Genomic DNA, 25,153 nt, shown 5'->3' on the forward strand with positions numbered 1-25,153 from the left:
ATAATCTATCATTTACTCCGGATAACGGAGGGTTTCTACTTTTTCGAGCCGCGCCTTGAGGGCAGGCATCAGCGAACGACGGATGCGAAGCGTCATACTGCAATCCATGTCATAAGCCTGTTGCACGATTTCGGGATTCATCTCCTTGACAACACGCATCACATCGTTCATAAAAGGATATTCGAATAGAAAAGACACCACGTCGTCCACTGTTCGCTCGATAAACTCCGCAGCCGCAATGGCTTCGGCCGCTGCTGCCTTGTAGGCTTGTATCAGCCCGCTGGTCCCCAGCTTGATGCCACCGAAATAACGTACTACCACAATCAGGATGTCCGTCAGTTCGTTGGAGTTGATCTGCCCCAGTATCGGCTTTCCTGCCGTGCCCGAAGGTTCTCCGTTGTCGTTGGCCCGGAAGTCTTTCCGCTCGTGCCCCAACATGTAGGCATAGCACACGTGGCGGGCATCGTAATACTTCTTCTGACAAGCTTCGAGATGCACCTTGATTTCGTCTACCGTACGCACAGGAAAAGCCATGGCTATGAACTTACTGCGCTTCTCGGTGTATATACCTTCGGAAGGAGCAACAATGGTCTTATAGGTATCTTCACTCATCGGTACTGTTTCACTTTGCAACATTATTGATAACCTTGCCTTCCATATACCCTTTCAGGTTGTCGAGCAAGATTCCCATCAGCCGTTCGCGAGCCGCAGCACTTGCCCAGGCTATGTGGGGAGTGATGTAGCAGTTGCGGGCTGTCAGCAACGGATTGTCGGCCTTAGGAGGTTCCTGCGAAAGCACATCCAGTCCGGCTGCATAGATCTGTCCGTTGTTAAGCGCATCGGCCAGATCCTGCTCGTTGACCAGCTGTCCACGTCCGGTATTGATAAGGATGGCTGTAGGTTTCATCAGTTTTAAACGCGCTGCATTGACCAGCTCGCGTGTCTTGTCGGTCAGCAGGCAGTGAAGGCTGATGATGTCGCACTCGCTGAACAGCTGGTCCAGCTCCATTTTCTTGATTTCGGGCGGAAGCTGGAAAGAGGACTTGGAAGTATATGCATACACTTCCATGCCAAAACCGATGGCAATACGTGCCGTCGTATATCCCGTATTGCCCAGTCCTACGATACCCAGCTTCTTGCCACGCAGTTCGATAAGCGGTGTATCCCAGAAGCAGAAGTCCTTGCTGGCAGTCCAGCGTCCCTGATGCACCGCCTCGGAATGGTGTTGCACCTGCTGGGCGATGTTCAGGATATGGGCAAAAACCATCTGCGCTACCGAATCAGTGCTATACGAAGGTATATTGGTAACGATAATGCCGCGTTCGCGGGCTGCATCGATATCAACGATGTTATATCCGGTAGCCATCACTCCGATATATTTCAATTGTGGCAATGCAGCCATCATTTCGGCTGTAATGACAACCTTATTGGTCAGCACCACCTCGGCATCGGCGGCACGTTCAAGTACTTCTTCAGGAGCAGTACGGTCGTAAATGACACATTCGCCCAAAGCCTTCAGTTCATCCCAGGAAAGGTCTCCCGGATTGGCGGCATAGCCGTCTAATGCTACAATTTTCATAGATTCTACAATTTTATTCTGTTATTATTATCATTCACTCTTTCATTTCTTCTTAAAACGCTCGCCCCACAAAGCTTGCATACGGTCACTGTGTTTCTGCTCCGCTGCATTGTCCTGCGGCTGCCAGATGCGATGTTCCTTCAGGTCGTCGGGCATAAACTGCTGGCGGACAAAATGTCCCGGATAGTCGTGTGCGTACTTATAGTTGTCGCCATAGCCCAACTGTTTCATCAGCTTGGTAGGAGCATTGCGCAAGTGCAGGGGGACAGGCAGGTTACCCGTCTGCCGGACAAGTTCCAGTGCATCGTTGATGGCGTTATAAGCCGAATTGCTCTTGGGGCTGGTAGCCAGATAAATCGTTGTCTCGGCCAAAGGGATACGTCCTTCGGGCCATCCGACCTTCATCACCGCATCGAAACAGGCATTGGCCAAAAGCATGGCGTTAGGATTGGCCAGGCCGATGTCTTCGGAAGCCGAAATGACCAACCGGCGGGCTATAAACGCCGGGTCCTCCCCACCCTCGACCATACGGGCCAACCAGTAGATAGCCGCATCGGGATCGCTGCCACGAATAGACTTGATGAAAGCGGATATGATGTCGTAGTGCATTTCGCCATCCTTGTCGTAAGCAAGCGGATTCTGCTGCAAACGGTCGGTCACCAGCTGGTCGGTAATGACAACCGGATCATCCGACTCGGACGAAACAACCAGATCGAGAATATTGAGCAACTTACGGGCATCGCCACCACTGTAGCGCAACATGGCTGTTGTCTCGCGAAGTTCGATGGTACGTTCGCGCAATACCACGTCGGTAGTAATGGCGCGGTTCAGCAGTTCAAGCAGGTCGTCCTTTTCAAGCGACTTCAGCACATAGAGCTGGCAGCGCGACAACAACGGACGGATAACCTCGAAAGAAGGATTCTCGGTAGTAGCTCCAATCAGCGTAACAACTCCCTGCTCGACGGCTCCCAACAACGAATCCTGCTGCGACTTGCTGAAACGATGAATTTCGTCGATGAAAAGAATAGGACTGGCCTGCGAGAAGAAACGGTTGCTTTTGGCACGGTCTATCACGTCACGCACGTCTTTCACACCGCTCGTAACAGCGCTCAATGTGTAGAAAGGAGTCTCCAGCTTATTGGCTATGATTTGTGCCAAAGTTGTTTTTCCTACTCCGGGAGGGCCCCACAATATGAAGGAAGAAATGCGCCCGGCATCGATCATCTTGCGTAATACAGCTCCCTGGCCAACTAAATGTTTTTGGCCGATGTATTCATCTAATGTCTTAGGCCTGAGCCTTTCTGCTAATGGTTGCACGTGTACTTCCTTTCTTTTCTTTAGAATATCGTCAATATCATAAAACGTATGCCATCTTTCTGTACCCCCGGCATATTGGTATAGGTCAGACGCCGGACATATTCGATATGTATCAGCTTGAAGATGTTATATATTCCCACACTTGCTTCGACATAAGGCGTCTTGCCCATCACGTAACTGGTTGGCAATCCGTTGCGCATCGGAAACAGGAACAGGTCGGGATTGTTGCTCTTGTACGGATTGTTCTTGTCTGTCAGTGTTCCCCACAAGCCCCGGATGCGGAAACGCTCACGCCACTTCAGGCGCTTGATAAGCGGAATACGGTTGAAAAGTTTTCCGTTCATGTCATAGCTCAGTGCCAACGACGCATAGCGGTCGTTCAAGAACTCCATATTGTCAATGAGGTTAAATGACTCATTATTCTGGGTAATGTACGAAAGATTGGCCATAGGCAGATTCAGCAAGGGGAACGGAACCGTGTTCCATTGTGCACCGGCACGGGCCGTAACATCCAGCTTGCCCCACGAGCCAAACCATATACGCTTACGCAAACTGAGTTCTGTCAGGTTGAAGTTGTATTCTCCACCCAGCACTCCTTTAAAGCCGGCCGTATGCGACAGTGTGAATACCGGAGCATCGAGCGACACCGGTACACGGCGCTGCTTGGTATTGACAAACGTCTCGCCGGGAGCATAGCGCAACGTAACTCCCAGTTCGGTGGTAGTCATGTCGTGCACCAGTGTATTCGTGGCATCCCACTGCCCGGCCACCTTGCCATTGTTCTTCCAGTACTGCAACACGCCGGCAGGCTGATCGTTGCGGTGGCGTGCCATAGCCATTACGGAGAATCCGCTATTGGTTTCAAGCTCATAAGTCAGCGTAGCATCGCGTATATAGGACATCTGGTCGACAGTGGTCCACTTCCATCCGACAAACATATTATCCTTATCGGTCATCAGATACTTGTCCATAGGCGACATGACGTCGTAAGTATACTTAAAGGCCAGATAATGTTTGGGGAACTCCCACAGCACATATTCGCGCTTGTTGAAAGAATAGGCCGCCTGACCGGAATAAAACCATTTCTTGTCTTTCGTACCATAGGCTCCATAACCGCTGAAACTCCAGTGTGGATGCAGGTTTCCGGTAGTCATAGCACTCAGACGGAAACGGGTGCCGTTGACATAGTTACTGGTAATCATTGTATTGATAGGACCAATATCCACTTTGCTCGGATGCTCTTTGCTACCTGTTTCCACGAAATTCTCGATCAGCGCCTTGGCACCGAAGATGACGTATTTGAAACCTGGTATCTGCTCAATCCGGTTCATGAATATGTCCATGTTGCTCTCTTTCTTGGTGAGAGGAACCTGCCGAACCTTGGCCCAATATTCATCACTCTTGGCCAGCATATTGGCTTCCTTGATAACATTTCCTTTCAAACGGAAAAGCCGCGGTTCTATTTCATCGAATTTATAATCCGTATATTTGGTGGTACGTTGCACTTCCAGTCCCTGTATACCTTTCACAAAAACCAGTTCCACCGTCATATCATCGTCGGTCAGCACCCAGTTACCGTCGGGCAGCTGCTCATATTCCTGAACGATATCCATATTATCCACAAAGTTCACCCCCGTTCGTTTGGGCAGATTCATAGTACAGCGTTTCACTGCATACGTAGAGTCTTTCACCACATACAAATGTCCGGTAAAGCCAAAGTCTTGCGGATTCTGAGGCACAAAAGTCAGGTGCACACACTCCTGTTTGTCCACCATCAAGGTATCCATCAGATAATATTTGTAGAAAGTAATGGCTCCCCGACCGATGGGGCTCACAAAACGGCGTTGCAACAGACGGATATCATCATCGTAGATATTAATGTCCGAAAAGACATCATTCAAGATAGTACCCAGCATATCGCCGGTATTAAAGAACTCTTCGATACCGGTTGAATTCATTCCTTCAATGATGGTCTTCTCGCTTTTCGGACTCTTCCGGTAAATGGTTCGGGAAGCCGTTTCCTTGATCGAAATGGGAAGGATCATCTTGTTGGTCTTGGGCGAGACTTCTACCTGGTCTTTGAAGAAAGAGAATTTCTTATAGATGCCTTTTTCCATCTTCTCCGGAGTGACATCGTTGATAGACATCTTCATCTTCTCGTACTTCTGGTACTGGTAATAGTCATTTTCTTCCAGCTTCAAAGCCTTCTTATTGGCAATTACTTTTCGCATGAAATCCACGGCAGGATTATTCTTACGCGAATATTTTTCCTTTTTGGGCTTTACTACGACTTCGGACAGCATCACATCAGCCGGTGCCAATTGCACATTAAGGACCTTGGTATCCGGAGTCAGCTTCACCCGCTTTGTAATATATCCAATAGCTGAAAACATCAGCTCATCCCAGCCCTTACGTGTCTCGACTTGATATTCACCCTCGGCATTCGTTATGGCGCCCACTCCTTTTCCCTCGTACTGAACGGTAATATACATCAGAGGCTCATTGGTCAAGGAATCCGTAACCACACCTTTTATCTGGGCAGAAGCGTCAAAAGATATGAATAAAGACACCAGACAGAAGAATAAAACGGTATATATATGCTTCATACATTCCATAATCAGACCGCAAAGTTACGAAATTACCGCCAAACCCAAAACATTTATAATCCTAAAGAAACAAGACGAATGTTTATCTATATAAAAACGACGGAGCGACAACTGTTTCGAAATCCAGTTGCCGCTCCGCATTTATCCAGTTTCAGGCAGGTTAATTATCCGCCGAAGTTATCGTACATAATGCTGGATGACTCAACACCCAGACCGTCAAGCATGTTGACCACAGCCTTCGACATCGGGCCAGGACCACACATGTAGTATTCAATATCTTCGGGAGCCTCGTGATTCTTCAGATATGTGTCGTACATAACCGTATGAACGAAGCCCGGAGTATACTTCACGCCTGCAGCATCGGCAGCAGGATCGGGACGGTCGAGTGCCAGATGGAAGTGGAAGTTGGGGAATTCTTTTTCCAGTCCGAGGAAGTCGTCCAGGTAGAATACTTCGTTCAAGGCACGTGCACCGTAGAAGTAGTGCATTTCGCGGTCACGCGTATTCAACGTCTTGGTCATGTGCATGATTTGTGCACGCAGCGGAGCCATACCGGCACCACCACCTACCCAGATCATCTCCTTCTTCGAATCGAAGTGCGGATGGAAGTCTCCGTAAGGACCACTCATCGTCACCTTGTCACCCGGTTTCAGGGTAAAGATGTAAGAAGAAGCAATACCCGGATTAACATCCATAAAGCCACTGCGGTCGGGCTTGAACGGAGGAGTAGCGATACGTACTGTCAGCATGAACACATCACCCTCGGCCGGATAGTTGGCCATAGAGTAAGCACGTACGGTAGGCTCAGGGTTGACACACTTCAACGGGAAGAGGCCAAACTTCTGCCATGCCGGCAAATACTCGTCGCCGATAAGGCCTTTATCGATATCCTTGTCATAATCCATCGTGAATGCAGGAATCTTAATCTGTGCATACGAACCCGGCAGGAAGTCCATATGGGCACCGGCAGGAAGCTGCACTTTGAATTCCTTGATAAAGGTAGCCACGTTTTTGTTGGAGATAACGGTACATTCGTACTCTTTTACTCCCAATACGCTTTCGGGAACCTTGATTGACATGTCACCCTTCACCTTGACCTGACAACCCAGACGCCAGTGGTCTTTCTGTTGTTTACGGCTGAAGTGAGGAACTTCAGAAGGCAGAATTTCACCGCCACCTTCTACAACCTGACATTTACATTGTCCGCACGATCCTTTTCCACCACAGGCAGAAGAAAGGTAAACGCCATTGACTGCCAATGTATTCAGCAGTGTGCCACCAGAAGCGACCTCAAGCACCTTGTCGCCATTCATGGTAAGTTTCACATTTCCTGAAGGCACCAGGAAGTTCTTGGCAACCAGCAGAATTATCACAAGCAACAGAACAACCACCAGGAATACTCCAATGCTTGCTAATATCATATTCATATCCATTGTCTTATTCCTTTCTTTATTAGATGTTCAAACCAGAGAAACACATAAATGCCATTGCCATGAGGCCTACTGTGATAAACGTAATACCCAGACCTTTCAGCGGGGCAGGAACGTCCGAATAAGCCATCTTTTCGCGAATGGCAGCCAGACCTACGATAGCCAGCAACCAGCCCAGACCCGAACCAAGAGCGTAAGAGATAGAATCCCAAACGTCACCGATGTACTTCGGATCGCTTTCGCCCAGCGTAATACGCTGCTGCATGAACAGAGAGGCACCCATGATGGCACAGTTAACGGCAATCAGCGGCAGGAAGATACCCAACGAGGCATACAATGAAGGGCTGAAACGCTCTACAATCATTTCTACCAGCTGTACGATAGCTGCAATCACGGCAATGAAAAGAATAAAACTAAGGAAGCTCAAATCCACACCCTCGATGAGAGCGTTCGGACCCAGCACTTTAGTCTGCAACAGATAGTTGACCGGCAGCGTAACCACCAACACGAAGGTTACCGCAATACCCAGTCCGACGGCAGTCTTCACGTTCTTTGATACAGCCAGGTACGAACACATACCCAGGAAGAACGCGAATATCATGTTGTCCACGAAAATGGAGCGGACGAATAAACTTAATAAATGTTCCATAATTTATCTTGAATTGAGAATTCAGAATTAAGTATTAAGAATTTCCCATAACGGATTCTTCATTTTTCATTCTTCATTCTTCATTATATATTATTTATCTTGCAACTCTTTATGACGCGAACGCTGGTACCAGATAATGCAGGCAAGGATGATCAGTGCCATAGGCGGCATCAGCATCAAACCGTTGTTCACGTAACCGATCTTCTGAAGGGGTTCGTAATTCAGGATATTGAATCCGAACAGCGTACCCGATCCGAGCAGCTCGCGGAAGAAAGCTACAATCACAAGAATCTTGGCATATCCCAAACCGTTTCCGATACCGTCGAGGAAAGATTCCCACGGACCGTTCTGCATGGCAAATGCCTCCAGACGTCCCATCAGGATACAGTTGGTAATAATCAGACCTACATATACCGAAAGCTGAACACTTACATCATAAGCAAATGCTTTCAGAATCTCGCTCACGATAGTTACCAAAGCGGCAACTACTACCAGCTGAACGATGATACGGATACGATTGGGAATGGTCTTACGGATCAATGAAATCACCACATTGGAAAAAGCAGTGATCACGGTTACGGAAAGACCCATCACGATGGCCGGTTCCAGCTTGGCAGTTACAGCCAATGCGGAACAGATACCCAATACCTGCACGGTGACAGGATTGTTCATTCCGATCGGAGTTGAGAATACTTCTTTATTCTTTTTCGAAAACAACTGTCCCATATTCTTATTCCTCCTCATTATTATTGGTTAAAAAACTCTTGTAACTGCTCAGACAATTCTTCAGCATGGCATCTACACCCACCGAAGTAATCGTACCTCCCGAGATTCCGTCAACCTGATAATCGGGCTTTTCTACCTTACCGTTCTTTACAACGCCCAAGGCAATCTCGCCGTTTTCCAGCGTTTTCTTTCCCCGGAATTCGCCCTGGAAGTGTGCACCGGCAATTTCGGCACCCAGACCCGGAGTTTCGCTGGCATGCGAGAAGTAAACGCCATAAACGGTATCCTTGTCGCCGTTCAAAGCCACATATCCCCAGATGGCACCCCACAAACCGGCACCGTAAACGGGGAATACATACTTGGTTTCACCATCAACCTCGGCTACAAACACGTGCAGGCGGTTGTTTTCTTTAGCTTCTTTCTCGAAAGCAGTCACAAACTTGCCGGTGTATTCGGTCAGCGAACCGTCTTCGTTCACCAGCATGTCGCTCTTTACATATTTATTATATTCGGCTTCGGCATCCTTCACCTCCTTCACGTTGAGGGCAGCAAGAATCTGCTTCTTCGTATCGAGCTCTACATTCTTGTTCTGAGTCTCTTTCAGCGAAGAGCTTACGAATGCCAGCAGGAATGCAACGATAATCACCATTACCGAAGCATAAATGATAGTATAACTATTGCTATTGGTATTCATTTTCTTTCGGTATTTTTAGCGGTTAGACTTAGTTGCACGTTTGGCACGGTTGTTGATGTTGCTCTGCACTACACAGTAGTCGATCAGCGGAGCAAAGATGTTCATCAGCAGGATGGCCAGCATCATACCTTCGGGATAACCGGGGTTGAGCACACGGATAATGATAGCCATTGCACCGATCAGGAATCCGAAAATGTATTTTCCGGTCTCGGTACGTGCTGAAGTAACAGGGTCGGTAGCCATAAACACGGCACCGAAGCAGAAACCACCGAGCACGAGGTGTTCGTACCAGGGCATCTGTGCCATCGGGGTGTCAGGACCAACGGTATTGAATACCCATGCCATAAACGCACCACCTACGAATACGGAGAACATAGTCTTCCAGCTGGCAATGCCGGTCCACAGCAACAGGATGGCACCCAAAGCAATGGCTATGACACTGGTCTCACCGATAGAACCGGGGATAAGACCGGTCACCATGTCCCACGAGAATTCGGGATAAGCGCCTGTCGTAGAAGCCACACCCAGCGGAGTAGCCACTGTCAGGCCATCCACCTGCTGTCCAAGGCCACAGATAGAATCGCCTGAAACCCAAACAGCATCACCCGACATCTTGGTAGGATAAGCGAAGAAAAGGAATGCACGGGTAATCAGAGCTACATTGAAGACGTTCATACCTGTACCGCCAAATACTTCCTTGGCAAAAATAACGGAGAAAGCCGTAGCGACAGCCAGTATCCACAACGGACAATCAACCGGCACAATCATCGGAATCAGGATACCCGAAACCAGGAAACCTTCCTGAATTTCTTCCTTCTTCCACTGGGCAACCACAAATTCGATACCCAGACCTACTACATACGAAACGATGATTTTCGGCAATACGGCCAGAAAACCGTAACCGAACATTTCGATGAAACTGCCGGTTGCACCGGTAGCATGGAAATGCTGATAACCTACGTTGTACATACCGAACAGAAGTGCCGGTATCAACGCGATGACCACCATGGACATGATACGCTTGCTGTCGATGGAGTCATGAATATGCGTTCCCGATTTCGAAGTGGTGTTAGGCACAAACAGGAATGTCTCAAAGCCGTCGAACACCGAACGAAACGCGTGGAATTTGCCGCCCTCTTCAAAGTTCGGCTTTATCTTATCGAGATAATTTTTTAACGCTTTCATTAATATTCTGCTATTTTATAAATGTTTCTGATTCGTGAATTACGCCATTTCGGCACGGAGCATGTCAAGACCCGCACGCACGATGCGCTGAACTTCGACCTTGGACGAACATACAAATTCGCAAAGGGCAAAATCTTCGGGAGCCACTTCGTAAATACCCAAAGCCTCCATGCGGTCAATGTCACCGGCAATGATGGCTTTCACCAGGTATTCCGGATAAATGTCCATCGGGAACACGCGGTCGTATTCGTTCGACATGATCATGTGACGTTCGCCTCCCTTCACACGGGCGTCAATCACATATTCTTTCTTACCCATCAGCCAGCTGAAGTAAGAGTGGCTTACGCTGAACTGATTGAAACGCGGCATAATCCATCCGAGCATTTCGTGTGTTTCGTCACCTTCGGGGATAACGGTCACCTGAGTATCGAAAGCGCCCAGATAGCCGTTGGCAGCAATCTTCTTACCCGTCAGCACATTACCGCTGATATAACGCAAGTCTTTGTCGGTAGTCACATTGCCTTTGAGCACATTGGTCAGCAACGCACCCACTTTCAGTTTGCAATAAGCAGGTTTCAGCACTTCGCTACCCGTTACGGCTACCGTGCGTGTCAGATCGACCCGACCCGTGTTCATCAGACGGCCGATGAAGATAACAGCCTCGGCAGCGATTGTCCACACCGTCTCGCCCTTTGCAATCGGAGAGATGTGATTGATCTGTACGCCGACGTTGCCGGCAGGATGCGGACCGTCGAAAGCCGTGATGGTTACATTCTTTGCACCTGTCAGAGCTGCACTCTTCTGCTTCACGCTGATGCTCAGGTAAGTCTTGGCCATCTTAGCCAAAGCGTCGAGTCCTGTCTGGAAGTTCTTCTCCTCGCCTTTCAGGGCAAACTCGAAATTGGGAGCCAGCGGATTGCTGTCGAATGCCGATACAAAGATTGCTTTCGGAGCAACTGTCGGATCGGCGATCACATCGTAAGGACGCTGACGGATGAAAGCAAACATACCGGCTTTCAAGAGAGCAGCTTTTACCTCCTCTGCGTTCATCTTCGACGGATCCATCTTGCCGAACTCCTCGTAATCCTGTTCTGTAGCAGCTTCTACTACGATGTTCAACACCTTACGGCGTGCACCGCGCTCCACGCTTGTCACTACGCCACTCACGGGCGAAACAAAATTTAATTCGGGATGATTCTTGTCAATAAACAAGGGTCCTCCGGCCATCACATATTCCTGTTCTTTGACCACCACTTTCGGAGTGATACCGGTAAAATCATCGGGAACCAATGAATAGAATCCCGGCTCTTTTACGGTAACAAGCTCTTCCGCGGCTTTGCCTTTCAGGTTGATGTCAAGGCCTTTGCGTAACTTAATTACATTTGCCATGCGTTTATCTAAAATAATGGTTTCATTAAATTTGCGGCAAAAGTAACAAAAAAGAATGTGAATAAAGAGTAAAAGTTAAAGGAATTAAAGAGAAATTTCCGTAATACATTCCGTTAACGAGCACGAAGTTACTGTTTCACGTACAAAACAAGGGCTGGACACGCCTGCCACCCCTTGTCTGCGTGCCCCACACGACTATCATTTTCTCACTGTCTTCGGGGACTTATCCTTCTTCAGGCAAAGCAACGGAAGGAAGAAAAAAATACCGATGACCGACATCACCAGTCCGCCGATCGTACCTGCTGCCAACGGAAACCAGAAACCTTCCTTTTCGGTACCTGCCATGAATGGAATAAATCCTAACACGGTAGATATCACAGTCAGGAAAATCGGAACAATCTTCGCATTCCAAGCCTTCACATAAGCATAATATCGGGACATGTGCGGGAAGCGCCGGCAAATGCCATTGTATTCGTTCAGAATGTAGATACTCGCATTGACCGTAATGCCACACAACAATACAAATGAGGCAAACCCTCCCTGATCGAAGTTCAGCTGGAACCAATAGAACGTCAGGAAAACGCCGATGTACGAAACCGGTATGATGAATATAATGGCCAACGGTTGCTTCAGCGAGTTAAACAGGATGCTGGTCGTACAGAAAATGATGGATATCACGATGAGCAGAAGCAAATACTGCTTGTTGATGCCTCCGCCCCACCCCCATGTCTGGCGCTCCGACTCGGCCGTATACCCCATCGGGAGCAGCTTCTTGATGGCTTCCAAGTCGCGTTCCTGCACCCGGTTACCCATTTCGTACGAACCGATATATTCGTATTGCAGACACAGGCGGTACTGCTGGTTCTCCTTCGCGATGTTCTGGGGCATCTGCCCTTTCTCCACCACAGACAGGTCGGACAGCTTATACTGCTTGTCGTCCGAATAGCCGTAAGGATAGTACTGCATGGCCCAACTGTCGTACTCGCCCGACTGCCTGGAGGACAGATTCAACCGTTCCGAACCATTCTCGGTAGGAACCGTACCCACCGATATGTTTTTACTGAAAATAGGTTCCACGGCATTGAACAGCATGCTTGCATTGACTCCTTCCTCTGCCATGCGCTGCTTGTCCAAATCGAAATAGAACTCCTGGTAATCGTCCTTCCACCACGAAAACTCCGAGTTGATGGTGACTTCCTTTATACGCCGGTGGGTCAGCAAGGTGTCTTTCAGCGCTTCGGCCCATTTGTACAGCTCGTCGTAATTGTATCCGTACATGCGGATGCGGTACGAACCGGCACTTTCGCGCACGTCGTTGCTGAAGCCCTGATCCTGCAGACCGTAAACGCTCCAACTGCCTCCACCCAGCTCCAGCGCTTTCGAGATGATGCCCGCTTTCAGCGTATAGGGGAAACCGCTTTTCTCTGCTTCCTTCTTGAAATAAATGTTGATGCTGGCCCGGCGGGCATTGTAGACATTGGTCTGGAACTGCCTGATTTCGCTGAACTGCGTCAGATAGGTTTCCATCCGCTTCACCAGCGTGTTCATCTGCTCCAGCGTGCTGCCGTTGGGCAGATTGGCATTGGCGGTCAGCACCACTTCCTCGTTGCGGGTAAAGTAACTGCCTTCGTACACCTTCTCCACAAACAGCCGCCAACTGCCTCCCAAGACTTTGTCCACGATGGGTTTCACCGATTCCTTGTATGTGGTAGAGCCTAACGTCTTGTTATACAAGTCAGGCCACGTACCTTCGCCCTCCAGCTTTTCGGGCAACAGGAAGACCGGCAACCCGAATGCCAGCACCAGCACTACGGCTACCGCCCAGCGCCAGCGTTGCAGAAACCTGATCTGACGGATGTAGTAATGAGAGAACCAGACCGCACACCGCTTTGCGCTGAACGTCCGGTGCCATTTGTCTGCCATCCGCTGACGCCAGCGTTGCAGAAACAGCAACCGGCGTTTCTTCGTTGACGGCTGATAGGTCAGCCCCGTCTTTTCGATCATGGCCGGTACGAAGAACAGTGCCACGAACAGCGAAACGGCCAGATTGATAATGACCACTGCCGCAAAGTCTTGCAGATTCAACCGGATACGTTCGTCTAAGAAGAAGACAATGACCAGGGCTCCCATCGTCGTCAGCGTGGCTGCCAGCACCGACATGAACGCCTTCAGATTGCGGCGGTGCAGAATGTGGTCGGTCATCACAATGGTACTGTCTATCACCAGATTCAGCGAAATGGTGATACCGGCCAACGAATAAAGCTGCATCTCCAGTCCGAACAAGTAATAGAAGATGATGGCCACCGCTATGTTGATAAACAGACTGCTGACAATCAGCAACAGATATTTACCTTTCCGTGTGATGAGCCATACGAAGACAAACAGGATAAGCACCGTCAGACCGGTCCGCAGATAGATCTTGTTCATCTCCGCATGTATGTATTCGGTAGCATCGTATCCGATATGCACTTCATATCCGGCGGGCAATACCTGCTGTATGCTTTCCATTTCCTGTTCCACCAGTTTGCTCAGTTCCAGCTGGTTGGCCGTTTCCTCGGCTGTGACGGACAAGTAGATGGAGTTCAGTCCGTTGATGCGGTAATAGCTTTGAGGCTCTTCTTCGGTGTGGACGACGCTGACCAGCTGGTCCAGCCGGAACAGTCTTCCGTTGGAGGCCGTCACCGTAATGGTGGTCGGGTCGAAACCGAAATCGGTCTTTTCCGGGACCAGCGCCAGTCTGATCCACTGTTTTCCGCCACGTCCGTTGTCCACGTTGTGCGTGCCTAAGAACTCTTTCCGGTACGCCTGCTGGATGGCAGCCTGAATATCGTAAGGGCTGATTCCCAGCGTACGCAGCTTTTCGCTGTCGTACTCCAGCCTCCACTCCATCGGGGTGGCTCCGCTTACGTCCACCTTGTACACGCCCGGCAAGGCGGCCAGACGGGGTTTGATGTGTTCCTCGGCGTATTGCTGAATCCAGATGGGGGAAGAAGGCGCATTCAGCGTGAACGAAATAAACGGACGGTTGGCATCGTCTTCGGGCATCCGCATCTGGATGTACGGATAGCTTACACCATCCGGCAGTCCCGACCAGGCCTGCCTCACCACGGTAGAGGCTTCGAAGCGTACCACGTCGATGTCGGCATGCTTGTCCAAATCGACATCAATTCTTCCCCATCCGTTTCCCGAAGTCGAATTCAGGTTCCTGACTCCCCGGATGCGTGCCAGCATGGCTTCCAACTTACTTGTCACTTCCATCTCGACCACCCGCGACGAAGCTCCCGGCATGTTGAAGCCGACACTGAAGCCCGGCAAGGCACGCGACGGATTCAGCTTGACAGGCAGCAACGGCACTAATGCCAGCCCCACCAGCGCAAGGCAGATAAAGGAAACGATGACTGTAAAAGAAGAATGTCTCATTAGTGACTTATTAATTTAAGTTTCGGCTTTACTATCTACAATTCCCGGCGGCTTTTCACGCAATTCCCGCCGGCTTTTCACGCAAAATCCGTCGGCTTTTTCCTGAAACCCCCTCGGCTTTCCAACGGAAACTCCCCGGCTTTTGCCTGAGTCGCATTCACCTCCCGCGGTGCGGAAGGCGGACGCCTGTTCTACGGCTGTCAATTGTCATAATCGAACTTTTCCGACAGCGAGAAGCCCGACATGAAGTCGTGCAACGTCAGTTTACGTATCTTGTAGTAGTTCAGCCAGTAATTCTTTAAGGCCGATATGTAGTTGCGTTGCGCCTCCTGCTGACGGTTCAGCGACAGGGTAAGGCTGTTGATGTCTGCCTTGCCGATGATGAACCGCTGACGCGTCTCTTCGTAAGCCAGTATGGCCAGGTCGAGTGCCTCTTCCGCACTGCTTACCAGGCTTTGCTGTATGTTGAAGTCGCTGACCGTCATCACCACTTCTTCCTCGATGCTTGCCTCGCTCTGACGGGCCGAAGTCCTTACCACATTCAGGTTGTTGCGAGCCATGTTGTATTTGCCTTTTCTCACGCCCCAGTCCACTAACGGGATGCTGACGCTGACCGACACCATCTCCTGCTGCATAGGCCGCCGGTATGCCTCGCCAAACTGTTCGGCCACCTGGTTGAAACCGATGCTGGCATTGATGCTGGCGTTGAAGCGCGACTCCTTCTTGGTGCGGTCCACATTCTGCTCGGCCTCCAGTATGTTCTGCTTCAGTTCCAGGAAATCCGGATTGTTGGTGCGGGCGGCGGCCAGAGCCTCATCCACCGGCACAACCAGCGAACGCGGCGTACCGGGCAGCTCCAGCCGTATCTGGGTGTTCTTCTCCATATTGAGGAACGAAGCCAGCGCAAACATGGCACGCTTCAGTGAACTGGCCGCATTCTGCAACGTGTTGCGGGCGTTCACCACGTCGAGCTTCAAGGTCAGCAGGTCGGCACGGCTGATGGACGCTATCTTCAGGCGCTGCATGCCGATGCTGTACAGCGTATCTGTCGAAGCCACGTTGTCATTGGCCAAGTCGTATTCTGCCTGTGCCATGGCCAGGTCGAAGAAGTAGGTGGTGGCCAGCTCGGACACCTGTTCGGCGTTGTAAATGTATTCTTTCTTCACCTTCTCGTACTTCAGAGGCTCTATCTTGCGTTCCCAGCGGAAGGCATTGTATCCCACTAAGCTCTGCGAGTATCCCAACCGGATAGGCACGCTGGTAAACTGTGTATATGGGTTGGCCCCGAAGCTGCGCATGAAGCCCAGCTCCGTGTCGATGTAGAAGGTACCGCCCGTCAGGTCCAGATTCTGCCGGATGGCCAGGTTGCCATACGCGTAAAACGACTGCTGGCTGCGATAGATGTCCAAGTCCTGTTCCGAGTCGTACCGGCGTGTAATGTCGCGGTTATACTGTGCGGGCGTCATGTTCAGCGTCAGACTGGGCAGGCGGTTGGCCTTGTACGTACGGTATTCCCAGTAGCCTGCCAGATACATGTTCTGCGTGCGGAAAGCTTCCAGCGAACTGTCGTTGGCCAGTCTGATGGTTTTCTCCAGATCCAATACCACCAGTTGCTGGGCTTCGGTCTGCACGGCTGGCAGGCAGATGCCAAGCCCCCATCCTATCAGAAAAATAAGTTTTTTCATCTGTTTGTTTGAATTTATGTCCTCAATACAGAGTCAGCACGGTGTTGCCTCACTCTTTACCTTTCGTTCACTTTTTCTATATATGTACCAATATATCAGCGGGATAATAAACAGACTGACCAGCGTGCCTATCAGCATGGCCCCGATCATGGCGATGGAAAGCGGCTTCTGCAGTTCCGAGCCCATGTCGAACGAGAACAGCAAGGGCACCATGGCAAATATGGTGGTCAGCGAAGTCATCACAATGGGACGCAAACGCCTGCGGCCTGCCTCGTGTATGGCCTCCAGCAGCGGCATCCCGCCCTTGCGCAGCTCGTTGATGGCATCCAGCTTCAGGATGGAGTCGTTGATAATGATACCGCAGGTCACTATCAGTCCGATGGCCGACATCAGGTTCAGCGTATGCCCGCATACCCACAGCAGCACCAGCGAGAAGGCGACATCGACCGGAATCTCGAACAGCACAATGAGCGGTTGCAGGAAACTTTCGAACTGTGCCGCCAGGATGAAATACATCAGCAGGATGGAAACGAACAGGATAACGACCAGCTCGTCCAGCATCTTCTGGTTCGAGAAGAAACTTCCGCTGAACACGGTGTCCCACTCGTCCGAAGCCTCGGTCACCTTGTCCACCCCGGCCATCAGCTCGGGCGCATCTTCCACGTCGTAGAAGCGGAAGGGAATGTATTCCCCGCTCTTTCCGGCGGTGATGGTCTTCAGGTCTTCGCCTGCCGTCACTTTCACCAGCATCGAAAGGGGGACGTACTCTACCTGCCCCAGTCCGTCGGGGCGTGTCTGTATCAGGGTGTTCTGCAGAATCTCGTTGACCGTCTGCTCCTCGCCCACGATGCTGACGGGCAAATACTGCTGATAAGAGTGGAGCATGGCCACGCTGTTCTCCTTGAAAGCTGTTTTCAGGGTCCGGTACAGTTCGTCGTAAGCTACGTTGTAGAGCAGCAGACGTTCTTGCAGGATGCTGATGTTCAGCTGGTTTTCGAATGCGATGCCCACAGGAGGGTTGCCGGTAGTCTTTGCCAGCTGCTTTTCCAACTCGCGCAACTTTTCTGCTTCGGGAGTCCGTTCCTTGTTCCGGGCATACAGTTCGGCCACGACATCGGCCTCACCGGTGACAAACAGTTTCTCGAACACCGTCTCGGGAGGCGAAAACGAAATGACCGCATACGGATAGTGCTCGGCCACATAGGCATAGACCGCTTTCTGCAACGGAGCGATTTCTTCGGGCTTCTCTGTCTTGAAGTACAGTTCCGCTTCCGACGACGAAAGGGGGCGGTCGCGTTCCAGCAGGTAGTCCTGCTGGCCGATGGCTGCGGTGCGTTCCACCGTCTTTCCGGCAAAATGTTCCAGCAGGCGGTCCACCCTGTCGCGGTTTTCATCCACGTGGATGTTCTCGTTCCACTCCACGCGCGCCAGCAGCTCGTTCTGGTCAACAGCCGGCATCCGCTCTTTGTCGATGAAGCGGAACATGAACACGCAAAGGGGGATGGAGACTGCACAGAACAACAGGCTGACTGCCTTATGGCGGAAAACCCAATCGACACCGGCATCGTAGAAGCGATCCATGGTATGCTCCTTCAGCGGATTGGGGATGCGAACCCGGCTGAGCCACGACTTCTGGTGCAGCTTTGTCCCATAAGCCAGCGAATAGAGAACGGGCAACAGCAGAATGCCGGTGAAATAGGACACAAACAAACCTGCCGTCACGGCAAACGCCTGATCGTAGAACAGGGCACCTGCGATGCCGCTCATGAATATCAGCGGGACGAACACCGCCACCGTCGTCAGCGACGAACTCAGCATGGGCGTGATGACTTCACCGGCTCCGGCGATGCAGGCACGGTGCAGGGTAAGTCCCCGCTCGCGGTACTGCGAGATGTTTTCGGTGACAATGATGCTGTTGTCCACCATCATACCCTGCGCCAGTATCAGTCCGGACAGCGAAATGATGTTGAGCGACATGTTGAACAGGTAGAAGACCAGAAAGCAGACTATCAGCGACACCACCATACTCAGCCCGATGATGAGCGGCGAACGCACGTCGCCCAGGAACAATACCGCCACAATGCAGATGAACAGGAAGCCCAATGACAGGTTCTGTTGCAGGTTGTCGATGGTGTAGTCCAGCAGTTCCGTCTGGTTGCGGCTGATGCTGAAGTCGATTTCGGGATAAACCCAACGGAAATAATTCATCACGCCGTTCACCGCTTCCTTCATCTTGTCCATATTTTCGTCGGCCTGCTTGATGACAGCCAGCGTCACGGCGCGCTTACCGTTGCTGACCGACAGTCCACGCTCATCGACCGGCACAATGCCTACCTGGCAGAAGTCGCCCAATCGGACGATGCGGTCGCCCTTACGCAGCAGGATGTTTCTGACGTCTTCCTCCGTGCGCAGCAGGGTCGAGAACTTGATGCTGTATTCGTAATATCCGTCGCGCACGCTCATGCTGCCCGGCTCTACGTTGTTCTGCGACAAGGCACTCTCGATGTCGCCTATCGTCAGTCCCAGCACAGCCAGCTTGGCCGGATCGGGGACAATGCTTACTTCTTTCTCTACCAGTCCGGTCACGTCGACCATTGCCACTTCGGGCAGCTGTTCGATGCGTCTTCTGATTACGTTTTCGGCAAACTCGCACAAATCCAGAAAGCGGTCGTCGGCCTGCATGTTTCCGGTGCTGTCGTCCTTCAACGTCAGGTTCAGGTAGAAAACAGGGATGTCCGTCGCGCTTGCCTTCACCACCTTGGGGCGGTCCGTATCCTTCGGCAGATAGTTCATGGCGGCGTCTATCTTCTCGTTCACCTCGATGAAAGCCAGGTCGGTATTGGTGCCGTAGTCGAAGTTCAGCCGGATGATGCCGGCACCGTCCCGGGTCTCGCTGCTCATGTCCCTCAGTTTCGAGACTTGCACCAACTGTTGGCGCAGGGGTCTTACCACCGTATTCTCCAGTTCGCGCGCCGACGTGTTGGGCACCGACACCTGCACGGTAATTTCGGGTATGGCGATGTCGGGCAGCAACGACACGGGCAAGGTGGAATAAGTCACCAGCCCCACGATGAAGCATGCCGCGAATGCCATCAGCACGGCAATGGGCCGCTGTATCAAAAACTTTATCATAACCCTCTCAGTCTTGTCCTGTTACTACTTTGTTTCCTCTACTACGGTGACGGGCGCTTCATGGGCCAGATTCACGTTGCCGGTGGCTATCACCAAGTCGCCTTCTTTGATTTCTTCACCCACCAGCGTATAGCTGTCCGAGTTTTCAAGCTGTGTCTGCACATAGTTCCATATCGCCATATCGTTCTTCAGCGTAAACACCACCTGCTTGCCCGAGCGCAGCACCAGCGCACTCTTCGGTATCACCAACTGGTCGGGCAGTTCGCGGCGTACCTTCACCCGCACGTTCATTCCGCTGAACAGTTCGCCTCGGCTTGCCACCGTTGCTTTCACGTTCACCATGCCTTTTTCATCTACCAGGGGATTGATTTCCGAGATGCGTCCTTCGTATTTGGCTCCGGGATTGGCATAAGGCGACACCATCACCTTATCACCCTGCTTGATCAGGGGCAATTCATTTTCCAGCACCGTAAAGTCTACTTCCATCCGGTTGGAACCGATCACCGTACAGAAGGCATCGGCAGTCGACACCCTGTTATAAGGCTTTGCAAAAAGATTGGCCACCACCCCGTCGAAAGGTGCCCGCAGCGTAGCATGTTCTTCCTCGTAGCGTGCTATTTCGTATTGATAAAGAGCCTGGTCGTAGCCGCTTTTCACCTTGGCCAACCGCATGACGTCGGCGGGCACACTGGCCGTATCGCCTACAGCATATCCCTGCCCTATCAGTACGTCCTGCAATTCCAGTTTGGCTTTTGCCAGCGCGTCAGTTGCCTGAGCCGTCTTATTCTGCAGAAGGAAAGGGTCCAGTTCGGCCAGTGGCTGATCCTTTTTCACACGTGTTCCGTTTTTCACATATATTTTTGCCACCACTCCTCCGGTTTCGAAATTCAGGGCTGCTTCTTCTGCCGCTTTCATTTTGCCGTTGCTCACCAGTTCGTGATAAAAGGTCTGTCGTTTCAGAGGCACCACCGTCACTTCAGTTTTCTTGTCCGGCAGCACGGTATTCACTCCCTCTTCTTCCACCGTTTTTTCCTTACCGGCTTCCGAACACGCTCCCAACAGGAAAGGAAGCATTCCACAAAACACGCAAGTGTAAAAAAGTATTTTCATCGTATTCTTATAGTTATTTGTTTTCAATGGTATTATTATCTTGTTTTCACATGTATACTTTTCCTGTTCCACTTAAGGATTTCCAAAAGTATGCAAAGGATTCGAGCTTTGCAAACAGATCTGACTGACAAAAACTGACAACCCTTATATCCAGCAGATTACGCCTATAAATAGCACAACATTGAAACGTTTCCGAACGATTTTGTAATGCCGGTGAACGATTTTATACACTATTTCAGACGTATGTATCCATCCCTGAAGACGATTCAAAGCCCCATCCACACCCCAAATCAATTCGTTTCCGCCGGTGAAGGCACAAAGTCCGAACGATGTAGAATGAGCAAAATTTATCATTATAAGCGTTCGTCGTCAGGACCGTTTCCTATCTGCCCGAAAGAGAAATAATACCTACTGTCCGAAAGATCCCACAATGTAAAGCAAGGTTCCATCTTATCATTCTGCAACAGGATAAAAGAATCTCCCATCTGCATGTACTCAATATTGCACAAAGTAGGCAACGGCACAGCCTGCGGTGTCACCGCCTCCGTCTTGCTTTCCCAGTCTATGGCATTGATAGCCAGACTGCTTTTCTGGCTTTTTCCGTTACAGGACGCCAAGAGGAAAAGGCATAATACCACCCCATAAATCTCCTTCATACAGTTCATGTTTGATATTATCATTTATTTAAGTTTCGCAAATGCCCAACTTATTAGTTGACAAGGCTTCAGTTAACAAGTCTACTAGGCTGGAACTCAACTATTTGATAAACAGCCGTTTGAAACAATTCGCTACAAACACCTTGTCAACTCATCAACTTGCTACTCGTTACTCGTCAACTGCAACTTGAGCTTGCAAATTGAAAATCGATGAAGTCAAAGTTGAGCTATATCACCCCGCCATCCCGAGCGTTGCGTTTTAATGACAACTCTCCTATTTTGACAGCCTCAAATGTAGCAGATTTCTTTTTACTGGAATACGGCAAAAACAACTTCTTATACGACAAAAACGACTTTTGTTTCCTCATTTCGTTCCTAAGCCCTACGCTTCTGACATTCATAAGTACCTATCCAGCAGCAAGAGAGAGAACAAGCAACACCCATACTCCCCGGATACCATGCCAAGAAAAAAGAACAGCCGGCTACAGGATACAAGCAGACAGTTCGGAAGAGACTGCAACTCTTCGCACTGCTTCTATCCCGCAGCCGGCTATCATTTATACCGGACAACGTAAAAGAGAAACTTTATTCCTCTTCGGCAAACATCGGATCCCAGGCAGGCAACTTGATCGGCTCCTGACGGAAAAGCTTCATCACCTTTTCGGGCACATACTTCGTCTCGACTACCAGACGGAACATATATTCGTCAAACCAGCGGTCGGTCATGATGAGGTGTCCTTGCCAGCCGCTCGACGCTCCCCAGCTGTTCTCCACCAACCACTTCACGGGCTTGCCGTCCTTGTCAAGGTCGACACCGGCCAAGGTCATGGCGTGGCTCGATCCGCTGGAGAAGGTGGCGATGCGCTGCTTCTTGTCCATGCCGAAGGTAACTCCCATCAGCGAAGCATAGTCGTAATTGTTCACGTCCAGCAGGCCGCGCTCGGAGTTGAGTTGCTGACCCACGTCGCACGAGAAGTACATCATCGTACTGTCCTTCAGCGAAGCGATGGCCATCTGCTTGATGTCTTCAATAGGCAGGTTGACGTACGTCCAGTTGTGTCCGTCGTAACGGTGGCGGTCGTAGTCTATCTCGTAAGTCTTATAGTATTCGCGCGTAGGATCGTTCATCAGCATCACGTAGTCGGTCAGCAGCTTGGTGTCGCCATACTTCTGGAGGAAGGTCATCGGCGTATGGTGTTCCGTTTCTACCGGATTGCCCTTAGCATCCTTACGCACATAGTCGAACTCGGCAGGCGGCATGCCCAGGTTGAGCACCAGCATGCGGTAGACAGTACCCAGCATGGCGGTCTTCTCCCGCTCCAGTTCGTCGGCCTTGGCGCCACGTGCTATCATGTCGCGCAGTTGCAGGCCATATTCCTTCAACTTCAGGCTGATGAGCGATGCCATACGCGAGGTGTTCGAACTGCTGTTTGTCTCGGGCATGGCCTCGGCAGGCACCAGTCCGTACTTCGACACGATGTCGGCCACTCCCGTAAACGTACCGCCGTCGCTCAGCGGATGCTTGAAGAGCCACTCCACCGTCTGGTCACTCATGGGCAGCTTGCCAGTGTCGATAACGCCTTGCAGGAAGAGGTTCGACTTCTCTAACTGATCCCAGAAGAAAGGATAGACTTCGGAAAACTCGAACGACGGGAAGCCGAAACGTGCCATCGTCTTGGCACGCATCACGTTCAGCCCCGTAAACAGCCAGCAACGACCGGACGACTTCTGGTCGGTGATGCCGCTGGACTTGACACGAACCGAGAAGTGTGTGTCCATACCTTTCATATTCTCCTGGTTCAGGGCCAGACGACGGATATCGTTGTTGCCGATGGCATTGCGTAGTGCCTTGTCGGCAGGTGTCCCCTGATAACTTTGACGAATCTGTTCGAGCATAGAAGGACTGATTCCTCCTTCACCGCCTCCCTGCGCACTGGCCGAAAGAAAAGCCGTCGTGGCGAGAACAAATACAGATAACAAATGTTTTTTCATAACGATCGAAACAGTTTTTATTGTTTATAAAATATGATGATTAATGGTAAATGGTCAATGATTAATGGTGAATGGTTAATGGTCAATGGTGAATAGCCTAAGAAATTCTTCATTCTTCATTCTTCATTCTTAATTCTTCATTCTTAATTCTTCATTCTTCATTTTTCTTCATTCTTAATTCTTCATTCTTCATTTTTCTCCATTCTTCATTTATCAAAATCCCTCCCAAGCTGACAAATATAACACCTTTTTTGAAAAATTTAGTATTGTCTTTAGAATAATTGTCCATTTATAAGGAAACTGATTCAAATAAAATAGTTTTCTTTGCACCCTCATTCGTACGATATGAAGAAATTTATCCTGAGCTTGATAGCCCTGCTGGCACTGACCAGCCTTTTGCCTGCACAAGAAGTGCAGACAGACTCTGTAAAGACCGAAAACAGCCACGCACTGACCCGTAAAGAACTGCACAAGCAAAAAGTGGCGCGGCGTAACCTACACTACAACATTCTGGGCGGTCCCAGCTATACCCCCGACTTTGGAGCCGTATTGGGAGGAAGCGCATTGCTGACTTTCCGCATGAACCCCAGCGACACCACCCAGCAACGTTCAGTAGTCCCCATGGCACTTGCCTTCATGTTCAACGGCGGCATCAACCTCTTTTCCAAGCCACAGCTCTTCTTCAAGGGCGACCGTTTCCGCATCTTCGGTAAGTTCTCGTACAAGAATACGCAGGAGAATTTCTACGGCTTAGGCTATACCACCAACCGCGACTATGTGCGTAGCGACACCACCAGCCAGTACCGTTACAGCGGCATACAGGTGAATCCGTGGTTCCTCTTCCGTCTGGGTGAAAGCAACTTCTTTGCCGGACCGCAGATCGACATCAATTACGACCACCTGACCGATCCAGCCAAACACCTCGTCAACGAGCCTACCTACCGGGCAGCCGGCGGAACCGACAAGGGCTATAAACAGCTCAGCTCGGGTATCGGCTTCCTGCTGACCTACGACAGCCGCGACGTACCTGCCAATGCCTACACCGGCCTTTATCTGGACGTACGTGGCATGGCCTACTCGAAAATCATCGGAAGCGACCAGAACTTCTACCGGCTGGAGATAGACTACCGCCAGTACAAGCCTCTGGGCAACCGGAAAGTGCTGGCCTGGACCGTACAGACCAAAAACGTATTCGGCAACGTGCCCCTTACGCAATATGCCCTCACAGGTACTCCTTTCGACCTGCGCGGCTACTACATGGGACAATACCGCGACTATTCATCGCACGTCGTACTGGCCGAATACCGCCAGATGATCAACACCGACCAAAGCAACTGGTTCAAACGCGTCCTGCATCGGCTGGGATTCGTGGCATGGACCGGATGCGGCTTCATGGGTCCTACGATGGGCAAAATAGAAGGTGTCCTTCCCAATTACGGCGTCGGACTGCGCATCGAAGTACAGCCCCGTATGAACGTACGCCTGGATCTCGGAAAGAACACCGTCAACAATCAGACTCTCTTCTATTTCAATATGACGGAAGCCTTCTGATTTGAAGGAGAATGAAGAACTAAATAAATGAA

18 protein-coding genes are annotated in these 25,153 nt (G+C 50.6%); 1 reads left to right on the top strand and 17 read right to left on the bottom strand.

Translation table 11 applies throughout. The features are described from left to right. Positions 1 to 12 precede the first annotated feature (12 nt). The 17 genes from Q3C19_RS01370 to Q3C19_RS01450 form a co-directional block, all read right to left on the bottom strand. A complete protein-coding gene (locus Q3C19_RS01370) occupies positions 13 to 612 on the bottom strand; it encodes a YigZ family protein (RefSeq protein ID WP_302726672.1) in 600 nt (199 codons plus the stop codon). Positions 613 to 622: 10 nt separating this feature from the next. Beyond that, positions 623 to 1,579, bottom strand: coding sequence for a D-2-hydroxyacid dehydrogenase (locus tag Q3C19_RS01375; RefSeq protein ID WP_302726674.1), 957 nt, complete (start codon positions 1,577 to 1,579; stop codon positions 623 to 625). Between the two features lie 42 nt (positions 1,580 to 1,621). Beyond that, the gene (locus tag Q3C19_RS01380) at positions 1,622 to 2,896 is read right to left on the bottom strand and encodes a replication-associated recombination protein A (protein WP_022163798.1); all 1,275 of its coding nucleotides are present in this window, start codon (positions 2,894 to 2,896) and stop codon (positions 1,622 to 1,624) included. A 20-nt stretch (positions 2,897 to 2,916) separates the two neighbouring features. Next, positions 2,917 to 5,502 (bottom strand): DUF5686 and carboxypeptidase-like regulatory domain-containing protein, encoded by a 2,586-nt coding sequence (locus Q3C19_RS01385; protein ID WP_071150741.1) that lies wholly within the window; start codon positions 5,500 to 5,502, stop codon positions 2,917 to 2,919. A gap of 164 nt (positions 5,503 to 5,666) precedes the next feature. Next, on the bottom strand, positions 5,667 to 6,935 hold the full coding sequence (gene nqrF / locus Q3C19_RS01390) for an NADH:ubiquinone reductase (Na(+)-transporting) subunit F (RefSeq protein WP_302726676.1): 1,269 nt from the start codon (positions 6,933 to 6,935) through the stop codon (positions 5,667 to 5,669). Between the two features lie 19 nt (positions 6,936 to 6,954). Further along, positions 6,955 to 7,581: an NADH:ubiquinone reductase (Na(+)-transporting) subunit E gene (gene nqrE / locus Q3C19_RS01395; protein ID WP_071149867.1), complete on the bottom strand. Its 627-nt coding sequence runs from the start codon at positions 7,579 to 7,581 to the stop codon at positions 6,955 to 6,957. Between the two features lie 90 nt (positions 7,582 to 7,671). Further along, positions 7,672 to 8,307, bottom strand: coding sequence for an NADH:ubiquinone reductase (Na(+)-transporting) subunit D (locus tag Q3C19_RS01400; RefSeq protein WP_071149868.1), 636 nt, complete (start codon positions 8,305 to 8,307; stop codon positions 7,672 to 7,674). A gap of 4 nt (positions 8,308 to 8,311) precedes the next feature. Next, positions 8,312 to 9,001, bottom strand: coding sequence for a Na(+)-translocating NADH-quinone reductase subunit C (locus Q3C19_RS01405; RefSeq protein WP_302726679.1), 690 nt, complete (start codon positions 8,999 to 9,001; stop codon positions 8,312 to 8,314). 15 nt (positions 9,002 to 9,016) lie between these two features. Next, positions 9,017 to 10,186, bottom strand: a complete 1,170-nt coding sequence (locus Q3C19_RS01410; RefSeq protein WP_302726681.1) for an NADH:ubiquinone reductase (Na(+)-transporting) subunit B — start codon at positions 10,184 to 10,186, stop codon at positions 9,017 to 9,019. Between the two features lie 39 nt (positions 10,187 to 10,225). Further along, positions 10,226 to 11,575: a Na(+)-translocating NADH-quinone reductase subunit A gene (locus Q3C19_RS01415; RefSeq protein ID WP_302726683.1), complete on the bottom strand. Its 1,350-nt coding sequence runs from the start codon at positions 11,573 to 11,575 to the stop codon at positions 10,226 to 10,228. Between the two features lie 198 nt (positions 11,576 to 11,773). Then, positions 11,774 to 14,995: an efflux RND transporter permease subunit gene (locus Q3C19_RS01420; protein ID WP_302726685.1), complete on the bottom strand. Its 3,222-nt coding sequence runs from the start codon at positions 14,993 to 14,995 to the stop codon at positions 11,774 to 11,776. 200 nt (positions 14,996 to 15,195) lie between these two features. Next, positions 15,196 to 16,680: a TolC family protein gene (locus Q3C19_RS01425; RefSeq protein ID WP_302726687.1), complete on the bottom strand. Its 1,485-nt coding sequence runs from the start codon at positions 16,678 to 16,680 to the stop codon at positions 15,196 to 15,198. A gap of 33 nt (positions 16,681 to 16,713) precedes the next feature. After that, positions 16,714 to 19,812: an efflux RND transporter permease subunit gene (locus tag Q3C19_RS01430; RefSeq protein WP_302726689.1), complete on the bottom strand. Its 3,099-nt coding sequence runs from the start codon at positions 19,810 to 19,812 to the stop codon at positions 16,714 to 16,716. A 24-nt stretch (positions 19,813 to 19,836) separates the two neighbouring features. Continuing rightward, on the bottom strand, positions 19,837 to 20,922 hold the full coding sequence (locus tag Q3C19_RS01435) for an efflux RND transporter periplasmic adaptor subunit (protein ID WP_302726691.1): 1,086 nt from the start codon (positions 20,920 to 20,922) through the stop codon (positions 19,837 to 19,839). A gap of 353 nt (positions 20,923 to 21,275) precedes the next feature. Then, a complete protein-coding gene (locus Q3C19_RS01440; protein ID WP_302726693.1) occupies positions 21,276 to 21,578 on the bottom strand; it encodes a hypothetical protein in 303 nt (100 codons plus the stop codon). 585 nt (positions 21,579 to 22,163) lie between these two features. Beyond that, entirely contained in the window at positions 22,164 to 23,570 is a 1,407-nt protein-coding gene (locus tag Q3C19_RS01445) for a C1 family peptidase (protein WP_302726695.1), read from the bottom strand. Between the two features lie 151 nt (positions 23,571 to 23,721). Then, complete coding sequence (locus Q3C19_RS01450; RefSeq protein ID WP_302726697.1) at positions 23,722 to 23,859, bottom strand: hypothetical protein; 138 nt, start codon at positions 23,857 to 23,859, stop codon at positions 23,722 to 23,724. Positions 23,860 to 23,915: 56 nt separating this feature from the next. Between Q3C19_RS01450 and Q3C19_RS01455 the strand changes: the two genes are divergently transcribed. Beyond that, the gene (locus Q3C19_RS01455; protein ID WP_302726699.1) at positions 23,916 to 25,121 is read left to right on the top strand and encodes a BamA/TamA family outer membrane protein; all 1,206 of its coding nucleotides are present in this window, start codon (positions 23,916 to 23,918) and stop codon (positions 25,119 to 25,121) included. Positions 25,122 to 25,153: the final 32 nt, after the last annotated feature.

The organism is Bacteroides sp. ET489 (assembly GCF_030518095.1).
Lineage (GTDB): Bacteria > Bacteroidota > Bacteroidia > Bacteroidales > Bacteroidaceae > Bacteroides > Bacteroides ndongoniae.

Bases quoted from the DNA above. Each gene is read 5' to 3' on its own strand.
- Q3C19_RS01370 (WP_302726672.1), bottom strand. From the start codon at position 612: ATGAGTGAAGATACCTATAAGACCATTGTTGCTCCTTCCGAAGGTATA.
- Q3C19_RS01410 (WP_302726681.1), bottom strand. From the start codon at position 10,186: ATGAAAGCGTTAAAAAATTATCTCGATAAGATAAAGCCGAACTTTGAA.
- Q3C19_RS01420 (WP_302726685.1), bottom strand. From the start codon at position 14,995: ATGAGACATTCTTCTTTTACAGTCATCGTTTCCTTTATCTGCCTTGCG.
- Q3C19_RS01430 (WP_302726689.1), bottom strand. From the start codon at position 19,812: ATGATAAAGTTTTTGATACAGCGGCCCATTGCCGTGCTGATGGCATTC.
- Q3C19_RS01445 (WP_302726695.1), bottom strand. From the start codon at position 23,570: ATGAAAAAACATTTGTTATCTGTATTTGTTCTCGCCACGACGGCTTTT.
- Q3C19_RS01450 (WP_302726697.1), bottom strand. From the start codon at position 23,859: ATGGACAATTATTCTAAAGACAATACTAAATTTTTCAAAAAAGGTGTT.
- Q3C19_RS01435 (WP_302726691.1), bottom strand. From the start codon at position 20,922: ATGAAAATACTTTTTTACACTTGCGTGTTTTGTGGAATGCTTCCTTTC.
- Q3C19_RS01400 (WP_071149868.1), bottom strand. From the start codon at position 8,307: ATGGGACAGTTGTTTTCGAAAAAGAATAAAGAAGTATTCTCAACTCCG.
- Q3C19_RS01425 (WP_302726687.1), bottom strand. From the start codon at position 16,680: ATGAAAAAACTTATTTTTCTGATAGGATGGGGGCTTGGCATCTGCCTG.
- Q3C19_RS01375 (WP_302726674.1), bottom strand. From the start codon at position 1,579: ATGAAAATTGTAGCATTAGACGGCTATGCCGCCAATCCGGGAGACCTT.
- Q3C19_RS01385 (WP_071150741.1), bottom strand. From the start codon at position 5,502: ATGAAGCATATATATACCGTTTTATTCTTCTGTCTGGTGTCTTTATTC.
- Q3C19_RS01455 (WP_302726699.1), top strand. From the start codon at position 23,916: ATGAAGAAATTTATCCTGAGCTTGATAGCCCTGCTGGCACTGACCAGC.
- nqrF (WP_302726676.1), bottom strand. From the start codon at position 6,935: ATGGATATGAATATGATATTAGCAAGCATTGGAGTATTCCTGGTGGTT.
- Q3C19_RS01405 (WP_302726679.1), bottom strand. From the start codon at position 9,001: ATGAATACCAATAGCAATAGTTATACTATCATTTATGCTTCGGTAATG.
- Q3C19_RS01440 (WP_302726693.1), bottom strand. From the start codon at position 21,578: ATGAAGGAGATTTATGGGGTGGTATTATGCCTTTTCCTCTTGGCGTCC.
- nqrE (WP_071149867.1), bottom strand. From the start codon at position 7,581: ATGGAACATTTATTAAGTTTATTCGTCCGCTCCATTTTCGTGGACAAC.
- Q3C19_RS01415 (WP_302726683.1), bottom strand. From the start codon at position 11,575: ATGGCAAATGTAATTAAGTTACGCAAAGGCCTTGACATCAACCTGAAA.